Source organism: Streptomyces sp. NPDC006309, assembly GCF_040613095.1.
Classification (GTDB): domain Bacteria; phylum Actinomycetota; class Actinomycetes; order Streptomycetales; family Streptomycetaceae; genus Streptomyces.
The window spans coordinates 23453-42881 of the sequence record NZ_JBEXRO010000028.1; the positions used below are offsets into that span (position 1 = coordinate 23453).

14 protein-coding genes are annotated in these 19429 nt (G+C 73.8%); 8 read left to right on the forward strand and 6 right to left on the reverse strand.

Annotation, left to right across the window (positions count from 1 at the left end; all coding sequences use genetic code 11):
- Positions 1 to 128 precede the first annotated feature (128 nt).
- Positions 129 to 746 carry a hypothetical protein gene (locus ABZ117_RS28805; RefSeq protein ID WP_356824725.1) on the reverse strand — a complete coding sequence of 206 codons (618 nt, stop codon included), beginning with the start codon at positions 744 to 746 and terminating at the stop codon, positions 129 to 131.
- 220 nt (positions 747 to 966) lie between these two features.
- Between ABZ117_RS28805 and ABZ117_RS28810 the strand changes: the two genes are divergently transcribed.
- Positions 967 to 1539, forward strand: coding sequence for a hypothetical protein (locus ABZ117_RS28810; RefSeq protein WP_356824726.1), 573 nt, complete (start codon positions 967 to 969; stop codon positions 1537 to 1539).
- A gap of 78 nt (positions 1540 to 1617) precedes the next feature.
- On the opposite strand, the gene ABZ117_RS28815 is transcribed toward ABZ117_RS28810, so the two are convergent.
- Entirely contained in the window at positions 1618 to 4230 is a 2613-nt protein-coding gene (locus ABZ117_RS28815) for a SpoIIE family protein phosphatase (RefSeq protein WP_356824829.1), read from the reverse strand.
- A 460-nt stretch (positions 4231 to 4690) separates the two neighbouring features.
- Between ABZ117_RS28815 and ABZ117_RS28820 the strand changes: the two genes are divergently transcribed.
- Complete coding sequence (locus ABZ117_RS28820) at positions 4691 to 5812, forward strand: PP2C family protein-serine/threonine phosphatase (RefSeq protein ID WP_356824727.1); 1122 nt, start codon at positions 4691 to 4693, stop codon at positions 5810 to 5812.
- A 142-nt stretch (positions 5813 to 5954) separates the two neighbouring features.
- Entirely contained in the window at positions 5955 to 7472 is a 1518-nt protein-coding gene (locus ABZ117_RS28825) for an MFS transporter (RefSeq protein WP_356824728.1), read from the forward strand.
- Between the two features lie 156 nt (positions 7473 to 7628).
- On the opposite strand, the gene htpG is transcribed toward ABZ117_RS28825, so the two are convergent.
- Positions 7629 to 9539: a molecular chaperone HtpG gene (htpG, locus tag ABZ117_RS28830; protein WP_356824730.1), complete on the reverse strand. Its 1911-nt coding sequence runs from the start codon at positions 9537 to 9539 to the stop codon at positions 7629 to 7631.
- A gap of 212 nt (positions 9540 to 9751) precedes the next feature.
- Between htpG and ABZ117_RS28835 the strand changes: the two genes are divergently transcribed.
- Positions 9752 to 10228, forward strand: a complete 477-nt coding sequence (locus ABZ117_RS28835) for an SRPBCC family protein (RefSeq protein ID WP_356824732.1) — start codon at positions 9752 to 9754, stop codon at positions 10226 to 10228.
- A 97-nt stretch (positions 10229 to 10325) separates the two neighbouring features.
- Here the strand turns inward: ABZ117_RS28835 and ABZ117_RS28840 are convergent, their stop codons facing one another.
- Positions 10326 to 10709, reverse strand: a complete 384-nt coding sequence (locus tag ABZ117_RS28840) for an ACT domain-containing protein (RefSeq protein ID WP_356824734.1) — start codon at positions 10707 to 10709, stop codon at positions 10326 to 10328.
- 212 nt (positions 10710 to 10921) lie between these two features.
- A complete protein-coding gene (locus ABZ117_RS28845) occupies positions 10922 to 11431 on the reverse strand; it encodes an SRPBCC family protein (protein ID WP_356824736.1) in 510 nt (169 codons plus the stop codon).
- A gap of 240 nt (positions 11432 to 11671) precedes the next feature.
- On the opposite strand from ABZ117_RS28845, the gene ABZ117_RS28850 reads away from it, so the two are divergent.
- From ABZ117_RS28850 to ABZ117_RS28860, 3 genes are all read left to right on the forward strand, one after another.
- Positions 11672 to 12271, forward strand: coding sequence for a DUF4232 domain-containing protein (locus tag ABZ117_RS28850; RefSeq protein WP_356824738.1), 600 nt, complete (start codon positions 11672 to 11674; stop codon positions 12269 to 12271).
- Between the two features lie 878 nt (positions 12272 to 13149).
- Positions 13150 to 13944: an SDR family oxidoreductase gene (locus ABZ117_RS28855; RefSeq protein ID WP_356824740.1), complete on the forward strand. Its 795-nt coding sequence runs from the start codon at positions 13150 to 13152 to the stop codon at positions 13942 to 13944.
- A 166-nt stretch (positions 13945 to 14110) separates the two neighbouring features.
- Positions 14111 to 14908, forward strand: coding sequence for a beta-glucanase (locus ABZ117_RS28860; RefSeq protein ID WP_356824742.1), 798 nt, complete (start codon positions 14111 to 14113; stop codon positions 14906 to 14908).
- Positions 14909 to 14926: 18 nt separating this feature from the next.
- Here the strand turns inward: ABZ117_RS28860 and ABZ117_RS28865 are convergent, their stop codons facing one another.
- The gene (locus ABZ117_RS28865) at positions 14927 to 15703 is read right to left on the reverse strand and encodes a polysaccharide lyase family 7 protein (RefSeq protein WP_356824744.1); all 777 of its coding nucleotides are present in this window, start codon (positions 15701 to 15703) and stop codon (positions 14927 to 14929) included.
- A 467-nt stretch (positions 15704 to 16170) separates the two neighbouring features.
- Between ABZ117_RS28865 and ABZ117_RS28870 the strand changes: the two genes are divergently transcribed.
- A complete protein-coding gene (locus tag ABZ117_RS28870; protein ID WP_356824746.1) occupies positions 16171 to 19368 on the forward strand; it encodes a LuxR C-terminal-related transcriptional regulator in 3198 nt (1065 codons plus the stop codon).
- Positions 19369 to 19429: the final 61 nt, after the last annotated feature.

Below are 19429 nucleotides of genomic sequence, written 5' to 3' on the forward strand. Positions count from 1 at the left end.
TCCGGGACCGTGCCCGGCAGCGTCGGCAGGGTGGGGAGGCCCCCGTCGGCAGGTGCCCCGATGATCCTCCTCCCCGGCGGTACCGGGCGGGGACCCGGCGGTCGGGCGTGCCGGAGTCCGCGCCGCCGTCACTCGCCTCTGTCGTGCGGTTCCGGGCCGGGGCCGGGCGGGTCGGCGGGCCGGGGCGGGTAGGGGGTGGTGTCCTCGTCCGTCGGTGTGCCGTGACGGGCTTCGCGTGCCGTACCGAACGCCGGGTACGTGAGACTGTCCCCCTTCCCCCACCCGAGCAGCACGGCCGCGAGGAGGAACAGCAGGGTCAGGGCGGCGAACGCCAGCCCTAGCCACAGGCCGACACCGGTGCCGATGGTGGCACCGGTGAACGACGCCGCCAGCCGGCTGTACAGGTCGGCCAGGTCGGACACGTCCGCCGCCTTCAGGATGTAGACGGCCAGGAGGACGGACGACGGCACGAGTGACGCCTCCAGGTACCGTCTGCCGGCCGTCACCGCGGCCATGACCAGCAGGGCGACCGTGGCGAACACCATGGCGACGATCATCGCCGGTCCCGCGGTCGGGAGGTCCACCCCGAAGGCGTTCTCGCCGGCGCCCCCGCTGGTGGTCAGCCAGGGCAGGAAGAGCATGCCGAGACTCAGCAGCGCGCAGACCGCGGCCGCGGCCAGCGGCCAGTCACGTGACGTCTTCCATCGCGGGGCGAAACGGGGGCGGCGAGCCGAAGTCGTCGTCATTGCGTCCTCCTGGGGGTTCCACGACACCCGGGGGTCCGAACCCGGTCCCGGACGCGCCAAGGGCAGTGACCTGGTGGCTCCCACCCTCTCCCGCGTCCGGGGCGGCCGCACGTCGTACCGCGACCGGACCGCCGGTGTCCGTGCGCCGTGTGCGTGGGCCGGCCCCGGCGTGCCGGGATGGTCGTTGCGCCGGTGACGGGCGCGGGCCACCGTGGGCGGGGTGATTCTCGTTCCGGGCTGGTTGTGGCAGCGGGGGCCGGTGGGCCGGGGTGTGGGCGCCGGTCTCGGCGTGGGTGTCTTCTCCGCGGCCTTCGTGCTCGTCGAGGCGGGGTCGTGGCCGGGGGCCGCGGTGGTCCTGGTGGTGCTCAGCCTGTTCTACGGCATCCGGGTGGCGCGCCGGATGCGCAGGCTGTGGCCCGAGGCCGCACACCTGAGCGGCGCCGACCGCGCGGCCGTGGTGCGCGCCACCCGGCGCGGGCAGGACGCCGGTGATCCCCGGCTGGCGCCCTCGGTCGCCGCATACGCCGGCGCCCTGCGCCGGGCCGCCGAGGAGGACCGGCTGCGCCGCTGGATCGTCGTCCTCGTCACCGTGCTCGCGGTCGGGCTGGCCGTGTACGACACCCTGAGGAGCTCCACCGGCGAGACCGTCGCCTCGTGGCTGGTGGTCGTGCTCTTCGCCGCCGATCTGATGTGGTGGCCCCGCAGGCGGGCCCGGCTGCTGGACCGCGCCGGCCGGGCGGAGGCCTCGGCCCGGCGCGGGACGGACGCGGGCCGCGCCGCGGACGGCTCCTGAGGGCGCCACGCCGTCCGGGAGCGCCACGGCAGGCGGCGCCGCCCGCGTGGAGTGCCGTACGGGCGCGTTCAGCCGGTGTCAGAGGTCGAGGACGTCGAACATCGCCGAGGCGTCCGGCGCCGCGGCGCGGTCCAGGTTCTGTTCGGCCCAGATGACCTTTCCGCGCGCCGCGTAGCGGGTGCCCCAGATGTCCGCGAACTGGGAGACGAGGAAGAGGCCGCGGCCGCCCTCGTCGGTGGTGGCCGCGTGCCGCAGCCGGGGTGAGGTGTTGCTGCCGTCCGACACCTCGCAGACCAGGGTCCGGCCCAGCAGCAGCCGGACGCAGATGGGCGGGGCGCCGTAGCGGATCGCGTTGGTGAGGAGCTCGCTGAGGATCAGTTCCGTGGTGAACGCCGACTCCTCCAGCTGCCACTCGGCGAGCTTCCGGCTCACCTCCTTGCGTACCCGGGGCACCGCCATGACGTCGAACGGGACCTCCCAGGTCGCGGCGCACGAGGGGGCGAGGCGCCGGGTCCGGGCGACCAGCAGCGCCACGTCGTCACTGGGGTGTTCGGGCAGCATCGTCTCCACGAGGGCGCGGCAGGTCTCCTCCGGTGCGGGATCGGCGCGGGCGATGGTCGCGGAGAGCGTCTCCAGGCCCTCGTCGATGTCCCGTCCGCGGCTCTCGACCAGGCCGTCGGTGAACAGGACGAGCCGGCTGCCCTCGGGCAGGTCCAGCTCACCGGCCTCGAAGGGGTGCCCGCCGACGCCCAGGGGCGGTGACAGGGGCAGGTCGGGGAAGGTCACCCGGCCCTGGGGATCGGCGACGGCGGGTGCGAGGTGGCCGGCGCGGGAGAAGGTGCAGCGCCCGCCGACCGGGTCGTAGATGGCGTAGAGGCAGGTGGCGCCGGTGAGGGGTTCGCGGTCGTCGTCGGCGGTCGCGGTCTGCGAGTCCAGCCGGGTGACCATCTCGTCCAGGTGGCCGAGCAGTTCGTCGGGGGCCAGGTCCAGGGAGGAGAAGTTCAGTACGGCGGTGCGCAGCCGTCCCATGGTCACCGCGGCCTGTAGTCCGTGGCCCACGATGTCACCGACGACGAGCGCCACCCGGAAGCCGGGCAGCGGGATGACGTCGAACCAGTCGCCGCCCACGCCGGACTGCGCCGGCAGGTAGCGGGAGGCGATCTCCAGCGCGTCCTGTTCCGGCAGGCCCAGCGGCAGCAGGTTGCGCTGGAGGGTCATGGCCATGGCGTGTTCGCGGGAGTACCGGCGTGCGTTGTCGATGGCGACGGCGGCCCGGGCCACCAGTTCCTCGGTCACGGCGACGTCCTCCTCGTCGAACCGGGGGGAGCCCGCGCCGCGCCAGAAGTTGACCATGCCGAGGACCACTCCGCGTGCCCGGAGCGGCACCGAGATCAGTGAGTGGATGCCGTGGTCCAGCGCCCGCCGTGCCCCCTCGGGGTCCTGTGCCCGCCAGTCCCGGGCGGCCTCCAGGTCCGGCACGAGCACGGCTCTGCCCCGGCCCAGCGCCGCCACCATCGGGGTGTCGGCCATCACGAACCGGATCACGTCGCCGACCGGCTGGAGGGGGTGTCCGGGCTGTGAGGCGCGCAGCGCGGTGCGGCGCATCTCGTGCACCGCGCTCGACGGTTCCTCGCCGCGCAGCACGGAGTCGAGGATCTCCACGGTGACGATGTCGGCCATGCGCGGGACGGCCACCTCGGTCAGCTCCTCGGCCGTGCGCCGTACGTCGAGTGTGGTGCCGATCCGCATCCCCGCCTCGTACAGGAACGACAGCCGGCCCCGCGCCAGCTCGGCCTGCCCGCTGAGGGCCCTGAGATCGGTGGTGTCACGGAAGGTGGCGACGAGCCCCTGATCGCCGCCGAAGGGGGCGGTGGGCCGGATGTTGACCGCCAGCAGCCGGTCCCCGGTCGGGATGATCTCGTCGGACACGGCCTCACCCGCCACCAGCAGCCGGGTCAGGCCCGGCCCCAGACCCAGTTCCCGCACGTGCCGCCGGTCGGCGTCGTCGGGGAGGTCCAGCAGGCGGCTCGCCTCGTCGTTGGCGAGCAGGGTCCGCCCGTCGCCGCCGACGATCAGTACGCCCTCGCGCACCGCGTGCAGCACGGCGTCGTGGTGTTCGTACATCTGGGTCATCTCGGCCGGGCCGAGTCCGTGGGTCTGCCGCAGCAGCCGGCGGCTGATCAGGGCGGCGCCGCTGGTGGCGAGCACGAGCGCCCCCGCCGCCGCGCCGAGCAGCATCGGCAGCTGCTGGTTCAGGACGTCGCCCACGTTGGCGTACTCGATGCCGGCGGTGACCATGCCGACCACACGTCTGCTCACGTCCGTCACCGGTACGACCGCGCGCACCGCGTCGGTCGGCCGGCCGTGGAACGTCTCGGTGAACGTCTCCCCCTCGGCGGCCCGGCCGACGCCCTGGGCCTTGGTGCCGATCAGCGCGGGGTCGGGATCGGTGAGCCGGACCCCGTGTGCGTCCAGGACGGTGACGAAGTCGACGCCGGAGCCCTTCCGGGCCTGTTCCGCCGCCCCTTGCAACCGGGCCGTGGGGTCGGGTGAGCGGAGCGCGAGTGCCGTGCCGGGCGCGTGCGCGAACGACTCCGCAGCGGCCAGGGACCGCTCCTTGGCGTTGCGTTCGGCGTCGTAGCGGCCCTGTACGACCAGGGCGGAGGCGGCCACCGCCACCAGGACGAGCATGATCAGCGCCTGGAGCAGGAAGACCTGCGCGGCGAGGGTGCGCACGCTCAGGGAAGGGGACAGGCGGCGTCCGCGTGGCGGCCAGGGCTGCCTTCTCCTGCGGGACGGATCGGATGACCACCGGGTGCCGGGCGGCGGCGCCGCTCTCGCCCATGGCCAGCGGGAACGTCCGCTCATCTCCCTGTTCTAACACCCCCTCTCCGTGATCGGCGACCGGTGCGCCGGCCGAGGGGCCGGGATGCCGGCGTGCGGGGCGGTCGCGGGCCCCGTGCCGGTGCCGGTGCGGGGCCCGCGAAACATGCCGTGAGGTGGAGCAATCACCGGTGTGCCGTAGCCCGGCGCACCAGGGTGGGACTCTTGTCGAGTTCCTGTGACAGGAGTCCGTGTGCGAGGACCACGTATCCCGAGACCTGGACATACCGGCCGGACATCGGAGGGCGGCACCGGTACGCGGGCGGGGGTGCCGGCACCGCCGACGTGGCTGCGGTGGCTTCCGGCCCTGTACGTCGCGGTCGTCCTGCTGCTGGAGCCCGTCACCCCGGTGGACTGGCCGGTGAGTTTCCTGCTGGTCGGTGTGGCTCTGGTGGCCGCTTTCGCCCACGGTCCCGTCGTCGTCGGCGTCGTCACGGTGTCAGCCGTCGTCCTGGAGGGCGTGCTGGCCGGTACCCCGTGCTGTGCCGGCCGGCCCGTCGGCTACCTGTGGGACCGTCACTATGTGGCCGACTACGTCTGCACCGCCGTGGTGGGCGTCCTCGGCACGATCCTGGCCGCGCACCGCATCCGCCGTGAACGCACGCTGGCCGACGTACGGTCGGTGGCCGAGATCGCCCAGCGCGTCCTGCTCCGACCGGTCGCACAGCGGATCGACGGTCTCGTGCTGGAGAGTCTCTACGTGTCCGCCGCCGCGGAGGCCCGCATCGGCGGTGATCTGTACGAGGCGCTCCGCACCCGGTACGGAGTCCGGCTGCTCATCGGTGACGTGCGCGGCAAGGGGCTGCTCGCGGTCGAGACCGCCGCGGCCCTGCTGGGCGCGTTCCGCGAGGCGGCGCACGACGAACCCGCCCTTCCCTCCCTGGCCGACCGGGTGGAGACGAGCATGGACCGCAGGGCGACGCAGCTGGGCGGCGGTGAGGTGGGCGAACGGTTCGTCACCGCCGTCTTCGCCGAGATCCCCGCCGACTCCCCCGTGGTCCGCGTCGTCAACTGCGGCCATCCGCCGCCGGTACTCTTCCGGTCCGGCGAGGTGGAGGAGCTGGACCGGGGCCGGTCGGCGCCGCCGCTGAACCTCGGTGTGCTGGTCGGGGAGCCGTACCACGTCGACGCGTACGCCCTGCGGCCCGGCGACCAGCTGCTGCTGTACACGGACGGCATCACGGAGACACGGGACGCGGCCGGGGCGTTCTATCCCCTGCTGCCGCGCCTGCGTTCCTGGGCCGCCCTGCCGCCACGGGAACTCCTGGAACGGCTCCACGGCGACCTGCTGGTCCACAGCGGCAACCGTCTCCAGGACGACATCGCGGCACTCGCCGTCCGCGTCCCCGCCGAGGAGCCGCCCCAGGGGCCGCCGTCCCCGGTCCGGTGACCACCGGCCCCGGCCGGCGGGTCGTCACGGCCGACTCCCGCGCGTGTCTCCCGCCGTCGAGTCGTGCGACGGTGCCGCCGGTTAGGCGGCGGGTGGACGGGAACCTGGTTCGCCGGGGTGTCGAGCCGGTGGGAGGAGTCCGGTGACAGCGTCGACGTCAGCGGCAGGCGGTCGCGGCCCGGACGCTCGGGAGAGCGGGTACGAGCCGGATCCGCAGCGGTGGCGTGCCCTGTGGGTCACTCTGGTGGCCGGCTTCATGAGCCTGCTCGACGTGACGATCGTGGCGGTCGCCCTGCCCACCGTCCAGCGCGATCTGCACGCCTCGCCCGCCCAAGTGCAGTGGGTGGTGTCCGGGTACGCCCTGACCTTCGCCCTCGCCCTCGTCACCGCCGGCCGCCTCGGCGACGCGCTGGACCGGCGCCGTATCTTCCTGCTGGCCCTCTGCGGCTTCGTCCTCTTCAGCGCGGGCTGCGGAGCCGCCCCCGACATCACGCTGCTCGTGGCCGCCCGCCTCGCCCAGGGCCTGGCCGCCGGGTTCATGGCTCCCCAGAACTCCGCGCTCATCCAGCAGATGTTCCGCGGCGCCGAACGCGGCCGGGCCTTCGGTTTCTTCGGCGCCACCGTCGGCATATCCTCCGCCGCCGGCCCGATAACCGGCGGCACCATCCTCGCCCTCGCCTCCGGCGAGCAGGGCTGGCGGTGGATCTTCTACGTCAACGTCCCCATCGGCATCCTCGCCGTCCTCCTCGGCCGCCGCCTGCTGCCCCGCACCCGGCGCTCGGGACGGGGGCACCTGGACGTGCCCGGCATCCTGCTCCTCGGTCTGGGTGTCCTCGCGCTGATGTACCCGCTGGTCCAGGCGGACTCCGGAGGCGTCCACCGCCTGTGGTGGCTGTTCCCCGTGGGCGCCGCGATCCTCTTCGGCTTCGCCCGGTGGCAGCACCGTCTCGTGGCCCGGGGCACCCAGCCGCTGCTCGACCCGCGCCTGTTCAGCACCGTGCGCGGCTACGCGGTGGGCGCCGGCATCGGCACCCTGTACTTCGTCGGCTTCAGTGGTGTCTGGCTGGTCTTCGCCCTGTTCTATCAGCGGGGCCTCGGTTTCTCCCCGCTCCTGTCCGGTCTCGCCGTCACCCCCTTCGCCGTCGGCTCGGCCAGCGCCGCCGTGGTCGCCGGCCGGCTGGTGGAGCGGTTCGGCCGCCTGCTCACCGTGTGCGGCCTCACGGGTGTGATCGCCGGCTTCGGGGGCACGGCGCTGCTGCTGCGTCTCGCGCCCCTGCACAGCGCGCCGTGGATCGCCGCCCCGGTCCTGTTCCTCGGCGGCATCGGCAGCGGCTTCGTCGTCTCCCCCAACATCACCATGACCCTGCGGGACGTGCCCGTGCGCATGGCGGGCGCGGCGGGCGGCGCCCTCCAGACCGGGCAGCGCCTGGGCGCCGCGCTGGGGACCGCCGCTCTGCCCGGCCTGTTCTACCTGGTGCTCGGCGGCAGCGGCGACTACCGCGGCGCCGTCGTCACCGCGCTGTGCTGCGCCCTCGCCGGCATGATGGCCGCGCTGGCGCTCGCGCTGTTCGACTGGCGGCGCGACCGGCGCGCGGACCGGCCGCACCGGAAACGTCCGGACGAGACCGCCGACGACCCGCTGCACGCCCGGCACACCTGACCGTCGCGCCACCTGACCGCCGCCCCCACCCGGCCCGCGCGTCACCGGACCCCGCTGCCCGACCCCCCGGGCCATCTGCGAACCGGCGGGACCCGGGCTTCGGCGGTCCGCTCCTCCTGTCCGGAGGAACAGACCGCCGGCGCCCGGCGCGCCGGGCTACAGGGCGCGTTCCAGGCGGTCCGCCATCAGCTTGACGAAGCGGGCCGGTTCCGTCGGCTGGCCCCCCTCGGCGAGGACCGCGAGGCCGTGCAGGAGCTCGGCGGTCTCGGCCAGTTCCGCACGGTCCTCGCGCTCCTTGTATGCCTGGTTGAGGCCCTTGACCAGCTGGTGGTCCGGGTTGAGCTCCAGGATGCGCTTGGCGCGGGGCACCTCCTGGCCCATCGCGCGGTACATGTTCTCCAGGGCCGGGGTCAGGTCGTGCGCGTCGGAGACCACGCAGGCCGGGGACACGGTCAGCCGGGAGGACAGGCGCACCTCCTTGATGTCCTCGTCCAGCTGCTCCTTCATCCAGCCGAGCAGCCCGGCGTACTCCTCGCTCTGCTTCTCCCGCTCGCCGTCGGCGGTGCCGTCGTCCTCGGCGTCGAGGTCGATGCGGCCCTTGGCGACGGAGCGCAGCTTCTTGCCCTCGTACTCGCCGACGGCGTCGGCCCACACCTCGTCGACGGCATCGGTGAGCAGCAGCACCTCGATGCCGCGTTCCCGGAACGCCTCCATGTGCGGGGAGTTCTCGATGCTCTGCCGGGACTCGCCGGTCAGGTAGTAGATGTCGTCCTGGCCGTCCCGCATCCGCTCCACGTACTGCTTGAGGGTGGTCGGCTCGGTGTCGTGGTGCGTGCTCGCGAACGACGCGACGGCGAGGAGGGCGTCGCGGTTCTCCGCGTCGGTGACCAGGCCCTCCTTCAGCGCCGTACCGAACTCCCGCCAGAACGTGGCGTAGCGGTCCTGGTCCTTGGCCATCATGTCCTTGACCGTGGACAGGACCTTCTTGGTCAGCCGCCGCCGCATCATCTCGATGTGGCGGTCCTGCTGGAGGATCTCGCGGGACACGTTCAGTGACAGGTCCGCCGCGTCCACGACGCCCTTGACGAAGCGCAGGTACGGCGGCAGCAGCGCCTCGCAGTCGTCCATGATGAACACGCGCTTGACGTACAGCTGCACGCCCCGCTTGGCGTCCCGCGTGAACAGGTCGTGGGGGGCGTGCGCGGGAAGGAACAGCAGCGCCTGGTACTCGAAGGTGCCCTCGGCCTGGAGCCGGATGGTCTCCAGCGGGTCGCGCCAGTCGTGGGCGATGTGCTTGTACAGCTCGTGGTACTCGTCCTCGGACACCTCCTCGCGCGAGCGGGCCCACAGCGCCTTCATGCTGTTGAGCGTCTCGGGCTCGGGTGCCTCATCGTTCGCGTCGGCCGTGGCGGGCGCCTCGGGCACCATCCGGATCGGCCAGGTGATGAAGTCCGAGTAGCGCTGGATGATCTCCTTGATCTTCCACGGGGAGGTGTAGTCGTGGAGCTGGTTCTCCGGGTCGGCCGGCTTGAGGTGGAGCGTGACCGAGGTGCCCTGCGGCGCGTCGTCGACCGCCTCCAGGGTGTACGTGCCCTCGCCGCGTGACGTCCAGCGGGTGCCCCGGTCCTCGCCGGCGCGCCGGGTCACCAGCGTGACCTCGTCCGCCACCATGAAGCCGGAGTAGAACCCGACGCCGAACTGGCCGATGAGCCCCTCGGTGCCGCCCCCGTCCTGCGCCTCCCGCAGTTCCTTCAGGAACTCGGCGGTGCCCGAGTTGGCGATCGTGCCGATGAGCTGCCCGACCTCCTCGTACGACATCCCGATGCCGTTGTCCCGCACGGTGAGGGTGCGGGCGTCCTTGTCGACGTCGATCTCGATGTGCGGGTCGGACACGTCGGCGTCCAGGGAGTCGTCCCTGAGCTTCTCCAGACGCAGCTTGTCCAGCGCGTCGGAGGCGTTGGAGACGAGTTCGCGCAGGAAGACGTCTTTGTTCGAGTAGACCGAGTGGATCATCAGCTGGAGCAGCTGACGGGCCTCTACCTGGAACTCGAATGTCTCGGTCGGCATGTTCGCGTGTACCTCACAGGTCCTGTTGCCGGAACTGGTGCCAGACACTGTAAAACACCACGTCACGGCGGTGGCCGGAATACAGGGGCGGTGGCTGGATCCGTATCGCTCATGACCGCCGCCTTCCCGGGTACCCGACCGGCCCCGGCCCGGGTCCGCTGCGCGGGCCGACGGGCCGTCCGGCAGTCGAACCAGACCACGGAGGCGCACAGATGAGCACGGTCAAGGAAGCGGTGGAAGTCGACGTCCCCGTCCACACCGCCTACAACCAGTGGACGCAGTTCGAGGAGTTCCCGAACTTCATGGAAGGCGTCGAGGAGGTCACCCAGCTGGACGCCAAGCACAATCACTGGACCACGAAGGTCGCCGGAGTACGCCGGGAGTTCGACACCGAGATCGTCGACCAGCTGGCCGACGAGCGCATCACCTGGCGCACCACGACCGGCGACACCCGGCAGAAGGGCACGGTCCGCTTCGAGCGCCTCGACGACTCCCACACCAAGGTCGAGCTGGTGATGGAGGTCGAGCCCAGCGGAGCCGCGGAGAAGGTCGCGGACATGATCGGCACGATCGACCGGCGGGTCAAGGGCGACATGCAGCGGTTCAAGCAGTACATCGAGGAACGCGGCACGGAGTCCGGCGCCTGGCGCGGCCGCGTCCGCCCCGGCGACCCCGGCCCCGCCCTCTGACCGTCCCACGCGACACAGGCGCCGACACGCCCGCCCCGAGGGCCACGGGCCACCGTCGGCGCCTCCCCTCGCCCCCGTCCAGGTCGTCGGCAGGGTGTCAGGCCGCCGGGACGACCTCGTGGCCCGCGGAGCGCAGGGCGTCGGCCGCGTCGTCGTACCTGCCGGTGGGGACGAGGACGAGGTCGGAGTGGTAGGTGGAGGTCACGAACACCGGGATCCCCGCCGCGCCCAGCGGCCCGACCACGGCGGCCAGCATGCCCGGCAGGTCGAGGCCGTGGGGGTCGTCGCCGTACAGGCCGGACCAGTGCTCCTCTTGGCCGGAGGCGTCGGCGTCGGCAGTGACCTCCCGCACGACGGTCAGGCCCTCGGGAGCGCGTACGACCGCGTACCAGTCGTCATCGGCGAGCCGCGCGCCACCGCAGACGTGCTCGATCCGGAAGAGGGCAGGCAGTGTCAGGAGTTTCCGCCGGGGAGGAGTCATGCGGCGAGCGTAGCCGTGCCGTTGCTCCCGCCGGCGAGCCGCTCGGGCGGGCTTCCACTGCTTCGGCGGAGGCGGCGGGCCCTTGCGGGCCGGCGCTGCGGAGCTTGTCCTTCATTCTCTTCGGCGGAGCTTCCTTCTCCTGCGTCGTGTGCATGAGGCGGGCCGTGGTCACCCGTATGTGACACGCACCCGCCCGGACGGGAGCGCGGCACTCAGACCCGGTGGGCAGCCTCCATGTCCCGTTTCAGGTTGCGCAGGGTCCTGTCGATGTTGCCCGTCTGGAAGTCGGCGAACGTCTTCCCCCCGGTGGCGATCCGGTCGAAGATCCGGGCGACGGGGGCGGGCCAAGCACGCCGGTCGTCCGTCCAGGTCTCCGTCACGCGGCAGCCGGTGTCCTCCGGCGCGAAGGTGTACTCCCAGGTGGCGATGGGACCCCGCAGACGCGGGCGCCTGACACCGATCGCGTGGACGCGGAAGGCGAAGCGGCGGCCGGGATCGGCCGCCGTCACCGTGCACCGGGTGACCCAGCGGAACGTCCCCCGCTTGTTGCGTCCCTCGAACGTCGTTCCCACGGTGGCCCGTTCGCCCGGCACGCCGCTCACCGTGCCCTGGTTCTCCGGGCTCCACCGGCCCATGTCGGCGGGGCGGCACACCGCCTCGTAGACCGTCTCCGGCGGGACGTCGATGAAGATACTGCGGGACACGGTGAATACGCGGGTCACGGCGACGCCCTCCTGGGGACACGTTGGTACTTGCGAGTAGCGATCGTGTCATGTCTGGGGCGGACCGTGGGGTCCGGAGCCCGGGGAGACGCGCCGTGGCGCCGGCCCCCTGCGAAACCGGGTCGCGGGCGCGGCCGGATCCTTTCGGTCGGATCGGCGTTCGCGAACATTCCCGGGACGTACGGCATCTCACCGGGGGAAGGCAGACCCCGAAGCCGACAACGAAGGAGTAACCGACTCATGACGACTCGGCAGCACCGGAGTCACACCTCCCGCGCCGCGGCGGCCGCCCGGTCCGGAGGCCGCAGGCACCTCGGCCGGGCGATACTCGCCGTGACCACCGCCGCCGGACTGGGCATCGCCGGCACGGGCGCCGCGCGGGCCGCCGGGACGGGAACGGCGACCGCGGCGCCCACCTGCGCCGTATCCCATCTGAGCGCCTCGTTCGGCAAGCAGCTGGCCGGCGGCATGAACCACCAGGGCGTGGTCGTCAAGCTGACGAACACCGGTGCCCGCACCTGCCTGCTGCGGGGCTACCCGGGCCTCGGCCTGGAGAACGCCGCTCACCGGACGCTTCGGTCGACCACCCACTGGGGCGACACCTGGTACGCGAAGAGCCCCGCCAAGTCCACCCTGACCCTCCGCAAGGGCGGGAGCGCCGAGGCGGTCATCTCCTGGACCCATGCCAACACCGGCACCCCGGACGCCGTCCGTGCCGCGTACCTCCAGGTGACCCCGCCGGCCGCGAGCAGCCACAAGACGCTCGCGTTCCCGCAGTGGGTGGACCAGGGCGACCTCCAGGTCACCGCTCTCGCGTACCGGATCGACGTCGAGGACTGAGCACGCGAGGGCCGCGCCGCCGCCCGGCCGGGGCGGCGCCGGCTCCAGACCGGGGCCACGTCTCCACGCTGGGGCGGCGCCGGTTCCAGGCCGCCCGCGTCTCCACGCCGGGGCCGGGCCGTCGCCGAGCCGGGGCCGTGCCCCCTCCGCACCACGGCCGGGATCGAGCCGACCTCGGGCCGGCCGGGGCGAGGGCGGCCGGCGGGACCGGAGCGGGCCGGACCGGGGTCGGCCGGGCCGGGGCACGCTCCCTTCGCACCACGGCGGGGATCGAGCCGACCTCGGGCCGGCCGGGGCGGGGGCGGCCGGTGGGGGCGGCGGGGCAGGCCGGAGTCGGCCGGATGTCCCCTCGGTAAGCCGGGGCCGGCCGGGGCGGTCCAGGGCGGCCACGCCCCCCTCCGCACCACGGCCGGGACCGAGGTCGGCCCGGTCCACGGCCCGGTCCAGGTCGGCCGGGGCCGAGGTCGGCCCGGACTGGGATCGGCCCGCATTGGGGTCGGCCCGAACTGGGATCGACCCGAACTGGGATCTGCCGGACCGGGGTCGGCCCGGGGCCGAAGTCGGCCGGGTCCCGCAGGAAGCCGGGTCGGCCGAATGTCCCCGCACGAAGCCCGACCGGGACGGACATCACCGCACGAAGCGCCCGACCCGGACGGACATCACCGCACGAAGCCAGATCCGGACGGACGTCACCGCACGCAGCCAGACCGGACGAACGTCAGCGCACGAAGCGCCGGGCCCGGACGAATGTCCCCGCACGAGGCGCCGGGCCCGGACGGCCGATCACGCTCGTGCCCCTGCCGCTCCCCGGCGCGCCGCGAGCGCCGCACTCGGCGGACCGTGGCATGCACGCGCGTACGCAGGGAACCCGTCCGCCCATGCACATCGACCTGACAGGACGCACCGCCCTGGTCACCGGCTCCACGCAGGGCATCGGCGCGGCCATCGCCCTCGCTCTCGCCCGGGCCGGCGCCCGCGTGGGCGTCAACGGCCGCGACGAGCGGCGGGTGGCCGACAGCGTCGAGTCGCTGGCCGGCCAGGCGCCCGGCGCACAGCTGGTGCCGGTGGCCGCCGACGTGTCCGGCGAGGAGGGCGCGGCCCGGGTGGCGGAGTTGCTGCCGCGGGTGGACATCCTCGTCAACAACCTGGGGATCTTCGGCACGGCCGACCCGCTGGAGATCAGCGACGCGGAGTGGCGGCGCTACTTCGAGGTGAACGTGCTGGCCGCCGTACGGCTGACCCGGCTGTACCTGCCCGGTATGACCGAGCGCGGCTGGGGGCGCGTCCAGTACGTCGCCAGTGACTCGGCGGTCGCGATCCCCGCGGAGATGATCCACTACGGGATGTCGAAGACCGCGCTGCTGGCGGTGAGCCGTGGGTTCGCCAAGAAGGCGGCGGGCACGGGGGTGACGGTCAACTCCGTCATCGCCGGGCCCACGCACACCGGGGGCGTCGAGGACTTCGTGTACGAACTCGTCGACCGGGACGTGCCCTGGGACGAGGCGCAGCGTACGTTCATGCGCGAGCACCGCCCGCAGTCCCTGATCCAGCGGCTGATCGAGCCGGAGGAGATCGCCCACATGGTGGTGTACCTCAGCTCGGAACAGGCGTCGGCCACGACCGGCGGAGCGCTGCGCGTCGACGGCGGGTACGTCGACTCGATTCTGCCCTGAGCACGCGGACCGCCCGCCGGGGGGCTGCGGACGGGCTGTCGCCTCCCGCGCGGCGGCGTCCGCCGACGGGGCGCGCGCGACCGTGCCGTTCACCCGTAAGGGCCAATCTCGCGGCCGGCTCGGGGCCCGGGCGCATGACCGGCCCGCCGTCGGTGAGATATCGGACATGGACGAACCTGCACTGGGCGGCCAATTTCCGGCGCCGCGCCGCCCGGCCGTGTACGACGTAGTGTTCCGGGCGGACTTCACCTCGGCGGCGCAGTGGGTCGCGGGCCGCTCGTGGGCCTATCCGGGAGGAGGCCCGGTCAATCCGGGCGACGACAAACTGGACTACCTGGTGCCCTACGCCGACTACAGCCGCTCGGGCGTCTTCCGGGCCGGCCGCCGGCCGGACGGGAGATGGAACACGGGCCTGCTCACCACCGAGGGCAGTGAGGAGGGGTTCACCGTCCGGCCGGGGGACGTACTGGAGGCCCGCGTACGGCTGCCGGAGGAGATCGGCGCCTGGCCGGCCATCTGGACGTGGCGGGACGGCGACCAGGAGATCGATGTCTTCGAGTACCACCCGGACAACCCGGACCTGCTGGAACTCACCAACCACGTGCACGGCGCCAACCGTTACCTCCGGGACGGGGCCGTCTTCCCCGGCGCCTGGATCGAGCTGCGCACCGAGTTCGGGCCCCGTTCCGTGGTCTGGTGGCTGAACGGCGCGCAGGTCTTCTCGGACGGACGGGGCGTGGGACACCACTGGTACGCCTACCTCATCGTCAACCTCTCGGTCTGCGGCGGGCGTTACCACCCGCCGCCCGAACCGGGGACGACCGAGATGTCGTACGAGGTGGCCGACCTCGTCGTACGGCGCCCCTCCGCCGGCGGCACCGGTCACGGCGCGGCAGCCGCAGCCGGGCATCCCGGGACGGCGTCCGCGGCGGGAGGCGGCGAGCAGCGGCCGGCCGCGCCCTGAACCGCGCCGCCCGGCCGGTCAGCCGTGGGAGACCGTCAGCCCGTAGAAGGCGACCCGTGCTCCCTTCGTGGTGCTGTCCGAGGACGACTGGTTGTACGAGCCGGCCTTGAAGTACTGCTTGTACGGCTTGAAGGAGGACGGGATGGCGTAGTGGGTGGTGCTGCCGTTGACGGTCAGGTCGATGGTGTTGCCGCCGGTGACGGCGATCGTGTAGGTCCAGGTCTTGCCGGTCGCCACGTGCCCCACGGTGTGCGGTGTCTGGCCGCCGGACGGGGAGTCCTCGGTGCCGAGGACGATGTCGCCGCCGGCGTGGTAGTACAGCTCGGCCAGCGGCTTGGTGGAGGAGCCTCCGGTGCCGAGGTGGATCTGGCCCACGCAGACGTTGGACGTCACGGACACCACGCGGAGTGTGGCGCTCATCCGGTGGGAGCCGCTCAGTGACCAGTCGGCGGCGCTGCCGTCGCGGTTCATCTCGCGCAGTTCGGAACGGGCGTAGTGGGAGTTCGGAGTCGTGACCCCCTTCTCCGGTGCCCAGAAGGTCATCGCACCGTCGCGCGTGTCGGTGTAGAAGTACGCGTCCTGGTAGCCGTCGGCCCCCTGGAGCCGGGAGGAGGGGATGGTGGTCGGCGATCCCGGGGAGCCGACCGGTTCCTGGAGCTGCCAGACGGACAGGTCGAAGTTGCCGCCGGGCGCGACATGCGGATCCGCGGCGCTCGCGCTGCCGTTGCCGAGCGCTGCCAGTGTGCCGACGAGGCCCGCGACGGTCATCGTCGCGAGGAGCCTGGAACGGGTCATGTGGGGTGAACCTCCCGGGTACGGCGGTGGGTGGATCATGACGGTCATGCGTTCAGCATGCTGAACATTGAGCGCATTCTTGGATGGCTCGTAGGTCCGGAACTTAAAAGTCTGGACCAGGCACGTCAAGAGGTGCCGCCGAACCCACCGCGGCGATCCACTGCGGCTCGCCCGCGCAAGACCGGTGGGACCGCCGGTCCGGCCGTCCCGCACAGCGCCCGCAGTGGCACCGCCGGCCCGAGCCCGACGGCGGCGCCCTCCGGCCGGCGCCCGCCCGCGCCTGCTCGCCGATCCGCGGGCGCACCCGTTGTGCCGGTGCACCGTACGGGGGCACCGGCGTTGTGCCGCGTCCCAAGGCGACCCGCTTCGACTTCCCGTAAAAGCGCAGGTGGCGGCGATTCCGGGCCGGCCGGGCGGTCCGGACGGACGGCTTCCACCCATCCTTACGCGTGAGTAAGGTCGCGGGAATGACCGGACAGACGCCCCCAGGCCTCGCCACCCCGCGGTACCGCCCGGGTCCGCAACGGCACGCGACGGCCGCGCTGTGGGACCGGTTGCGCGGCGACGGAGCGTGCGTCGTGACCGGCGAGCCCGGCAGCGGCCGGTCGGCCTTCCTCGGCTGGGCCGCCCGCGCGTTCACCGCCGGGCCGGTCGTGACCGTACCCGCCGGCCCGGCGCGGTTCCGCCGACCGCTGGCCGGGTTGCGCGCGTTGTGCCGCGCGGCCGGGGTGCCGGCCGGCACCGTGTGCGCCGCCCGCCCGGAGCGGGAGATCATCGGCGCCCTGGAGGCAACGGCCGGGCCCCGGACCGTACTCCTGTGCGTCGACGACGCGCATCTGTGGGACCCCCTCTCCCGGGCCGCTCTCGGCCGGCTCACCGCCCGCCCCGCCGCGGGCGGCCGGGTGGCCCTGCTGCTCAGCGTCGCCGGGCACCGGCCCGTGGACCCGGAGTTCGCCGGTCTGCCGCTGCTGCGCCTGGACCCCCTCGCCCCGCCGGACGCCGCGTCCCTGCTGGACGACGCCGCCCAGGGCGTGCTGGACCCTGCGGTACGGGACGAGATCTCGGCCGCGGCGGAGGGCAATCCCGCCCTCCTGCTGCGCCTCCTCCACCGCCTGACCCCGGCTCAGCTGCGCGGCCTCACGCCCCTGCCGCGTCCCCTTGCCGACGCCGGGACGCTGACCGCGCTGGCCGGTCGACACCTCGCCGGACTGCTCCCGGGGCAGTGGGAGCTGCTCCTGGTGACCGCGGCAGCCGTACAGGTCTGCGGTGAACCATCCGTCGAGGCCGACGTCGTACGCCGCGCGGCCGCGGGACTCTCCGGAGGTCCGCCATGGCCCGGCCCCCAGCCGGGGCCACGCTCCACCGACGCGAGCGGGCGTGTGCCGGTTCCCCTCCCACCGTACGAGCCGTACGAGCCGTTCGCGTCGTTCGATGTCGGCGGCCGGCCGGCGCTCCGCCCCTCGTCCCACCCCCAGGAGCCCGGCGCCGACGAGGGCGGGCGTGTTCCGTGTCCCGTCCCGTTGCCCGAGTCGCTCGTCGCCGCCGACGGACGGCTCGGCTTCCGCAGTGGGCTGCTGTGCCGCACGGTGTACGCGACCGCGCCGGCCGGACGGCGCCGTGCCGCCCATGACGCCCTGGCCCGTGCGCTGCCCGACGGGCGCGGCCTGCCGGCATTGCTGCACCGATCGTGGGCCGTCACCGCCCCCGCCCCCTCACTCGCCGCCGACCTGGCGGCCGCCGCGTCCGACCCGGCCCCGTCAGCCCCGCCCGCGCTGCGCTGCACCGCCCACACCCGCGCCGCCGAACTCGCACCGGACGGCACCCGGCAGGTCCGGTGGTACACGGCCGCCGCCGAACACGCCGTGCTGGCCGGGCAGTCCGCCCGCGCGCTGCGGCTGCTCGACACCGTCCGCGGTCGCCCGGCGCCTCCGGCGCTGCACGCGCGTGCCGAGCTGCTGCGCGGGACGGTACTGCGCTGGGACGGCCCGGTGGACGACGCCCGGGAGACCCTGCTGCTCGCCGCGGCGTTGTCCGCCCCCCACGACCCCGAGCGATCCGCCGAGGCCGTCCTGGGCGCCGCGGACGCCGCCTGGTCGGCGGGTGACCTCGCGGCATGCCTGCGAGCGCTGGCGGAAGGCCCGGCCCTCGCCGACCCCTCGTCCGGCACGTGCGGCGGTGGACAACCGCCCCACCCGGGCCGGGCGCATCCGCCGGCCGGACTTCCGCTCCCGCCCGCGCGCTCCCGCGCCGCGACTCCGGCGTCCGATGCCCCCCTCGCACCCACCGGTCCCCGCTCCGCGGCTCCGTCACCCGCGATCCCCCGCCCACCCACCGGTCCTTGCCTCCTCGTCCGGCCGGCCGACGTCGCCGTCACGCCGGCCGCCGTCCTGTGCGACCACCGCGCGGGCCTGCGGGCGGTCCTGCTGGGCCGCTTCGACCAGGCCGCCGCCCCGTTGCGGCGGGTCATGCACCACGCGTGGGCGGCGGACACCCCCTCCGCCCTCCTCCGCCCGGCGGACGATCCGGAGCGGTTCCTGCGGGCGGCCGCGGCGGCACTGCTGCTCGGGGACACCGCCGCCGCCCGGCGGGCCGGCGCGCGGGCGCTCGCGGTGGCCCGTACGAACCGGTCCGCCGTGCACGAGGCGCGCGCCCTGGAGTACCTGGCCTACGGCGAACTCCGCGCCGGGCGGCACGCGCTGGCCCGTACGCGCGCCGAGGAGGGCCTGCGCACCGCGTACCGCACCGGACAGCGCAACACGGCCGCCCACCTGCACGCCGTGCTGGCCCTGGCGGCGTCGATCGAGGGCGAGGCGCACACCGTCGCCGAGCAGGTGACGGCCGCGCTGGCCGTCGCCCGCCGGCACGGACTGGCCCAGGCCGCCGCCCTGGCCCAGTGGGCGACCGCCCGCGCCGATCTGGGTCACGGCCGGCCCCGCGAGGCCGCCGAACGGCTCGGCCCGTTGGTCCGGCCCGGCCCGGGGCGCGGTCACTTCGCCGTCTGGATGCTCGCCGTACCGTGCTATGTGGAGGCGTGCGCGCTCGCCGGGCAGCCGGACCGGGCCCGGGACGCGGTCGAGGACTTCGCGCGCTGGGCGGCGTGCGACGCGGACCCTCAGGCCCCCGCCCAACTGCTGCGCTGCCGTGCCTTGCTGGCTCCGCCCGAGACCGCCGACCCGCTGTACCGGCAGGCGTTGCGCCGGCACGAGGAGGTCACCGGTGGTGACTTCGAACGGGCCCGTACGGAGCTGCTCTACGGCAAGTGGTTGCGCAGACGCCGCCGGCTGCGTGAGGCGCGTGCCCAACTGCGAGCGGCCCAGCTCGGTTTCGAGCGGTGCGGCGCCCGCCCGTGGGCGCAGCAGGCGGCGGCGGAACTCCGGGCGAACGGGGTGGCCGGGGCGGGCGGAGCCGCGGCGGCGGGCGAAACGGTGTCCCGGGGCGGTGGCACCCGGCCGGACGCGCTGGCCCGGCTGACCCCGCAGCAGTTGCGCATCGCCCGCGGCGTCGCCCAGGGCCTCACCAACCGGGAGGTGGCCCTGAGCCTGTCGGTCAGCACCCGCACCGTCGACTACCACCTGCGCAACGTCTTCTCCGCTCTCGGCGTCCGTTCCCGGATGGAGCTGGCACGCCTGGTGGAGCGGACGGAAAAGTGCGCTGCACACCCCTAGGGACCGACCAGGCGGTATGCCATTCTTCGAGCAGGACGAGTCAGCCGCCCCTGGGGAGAAC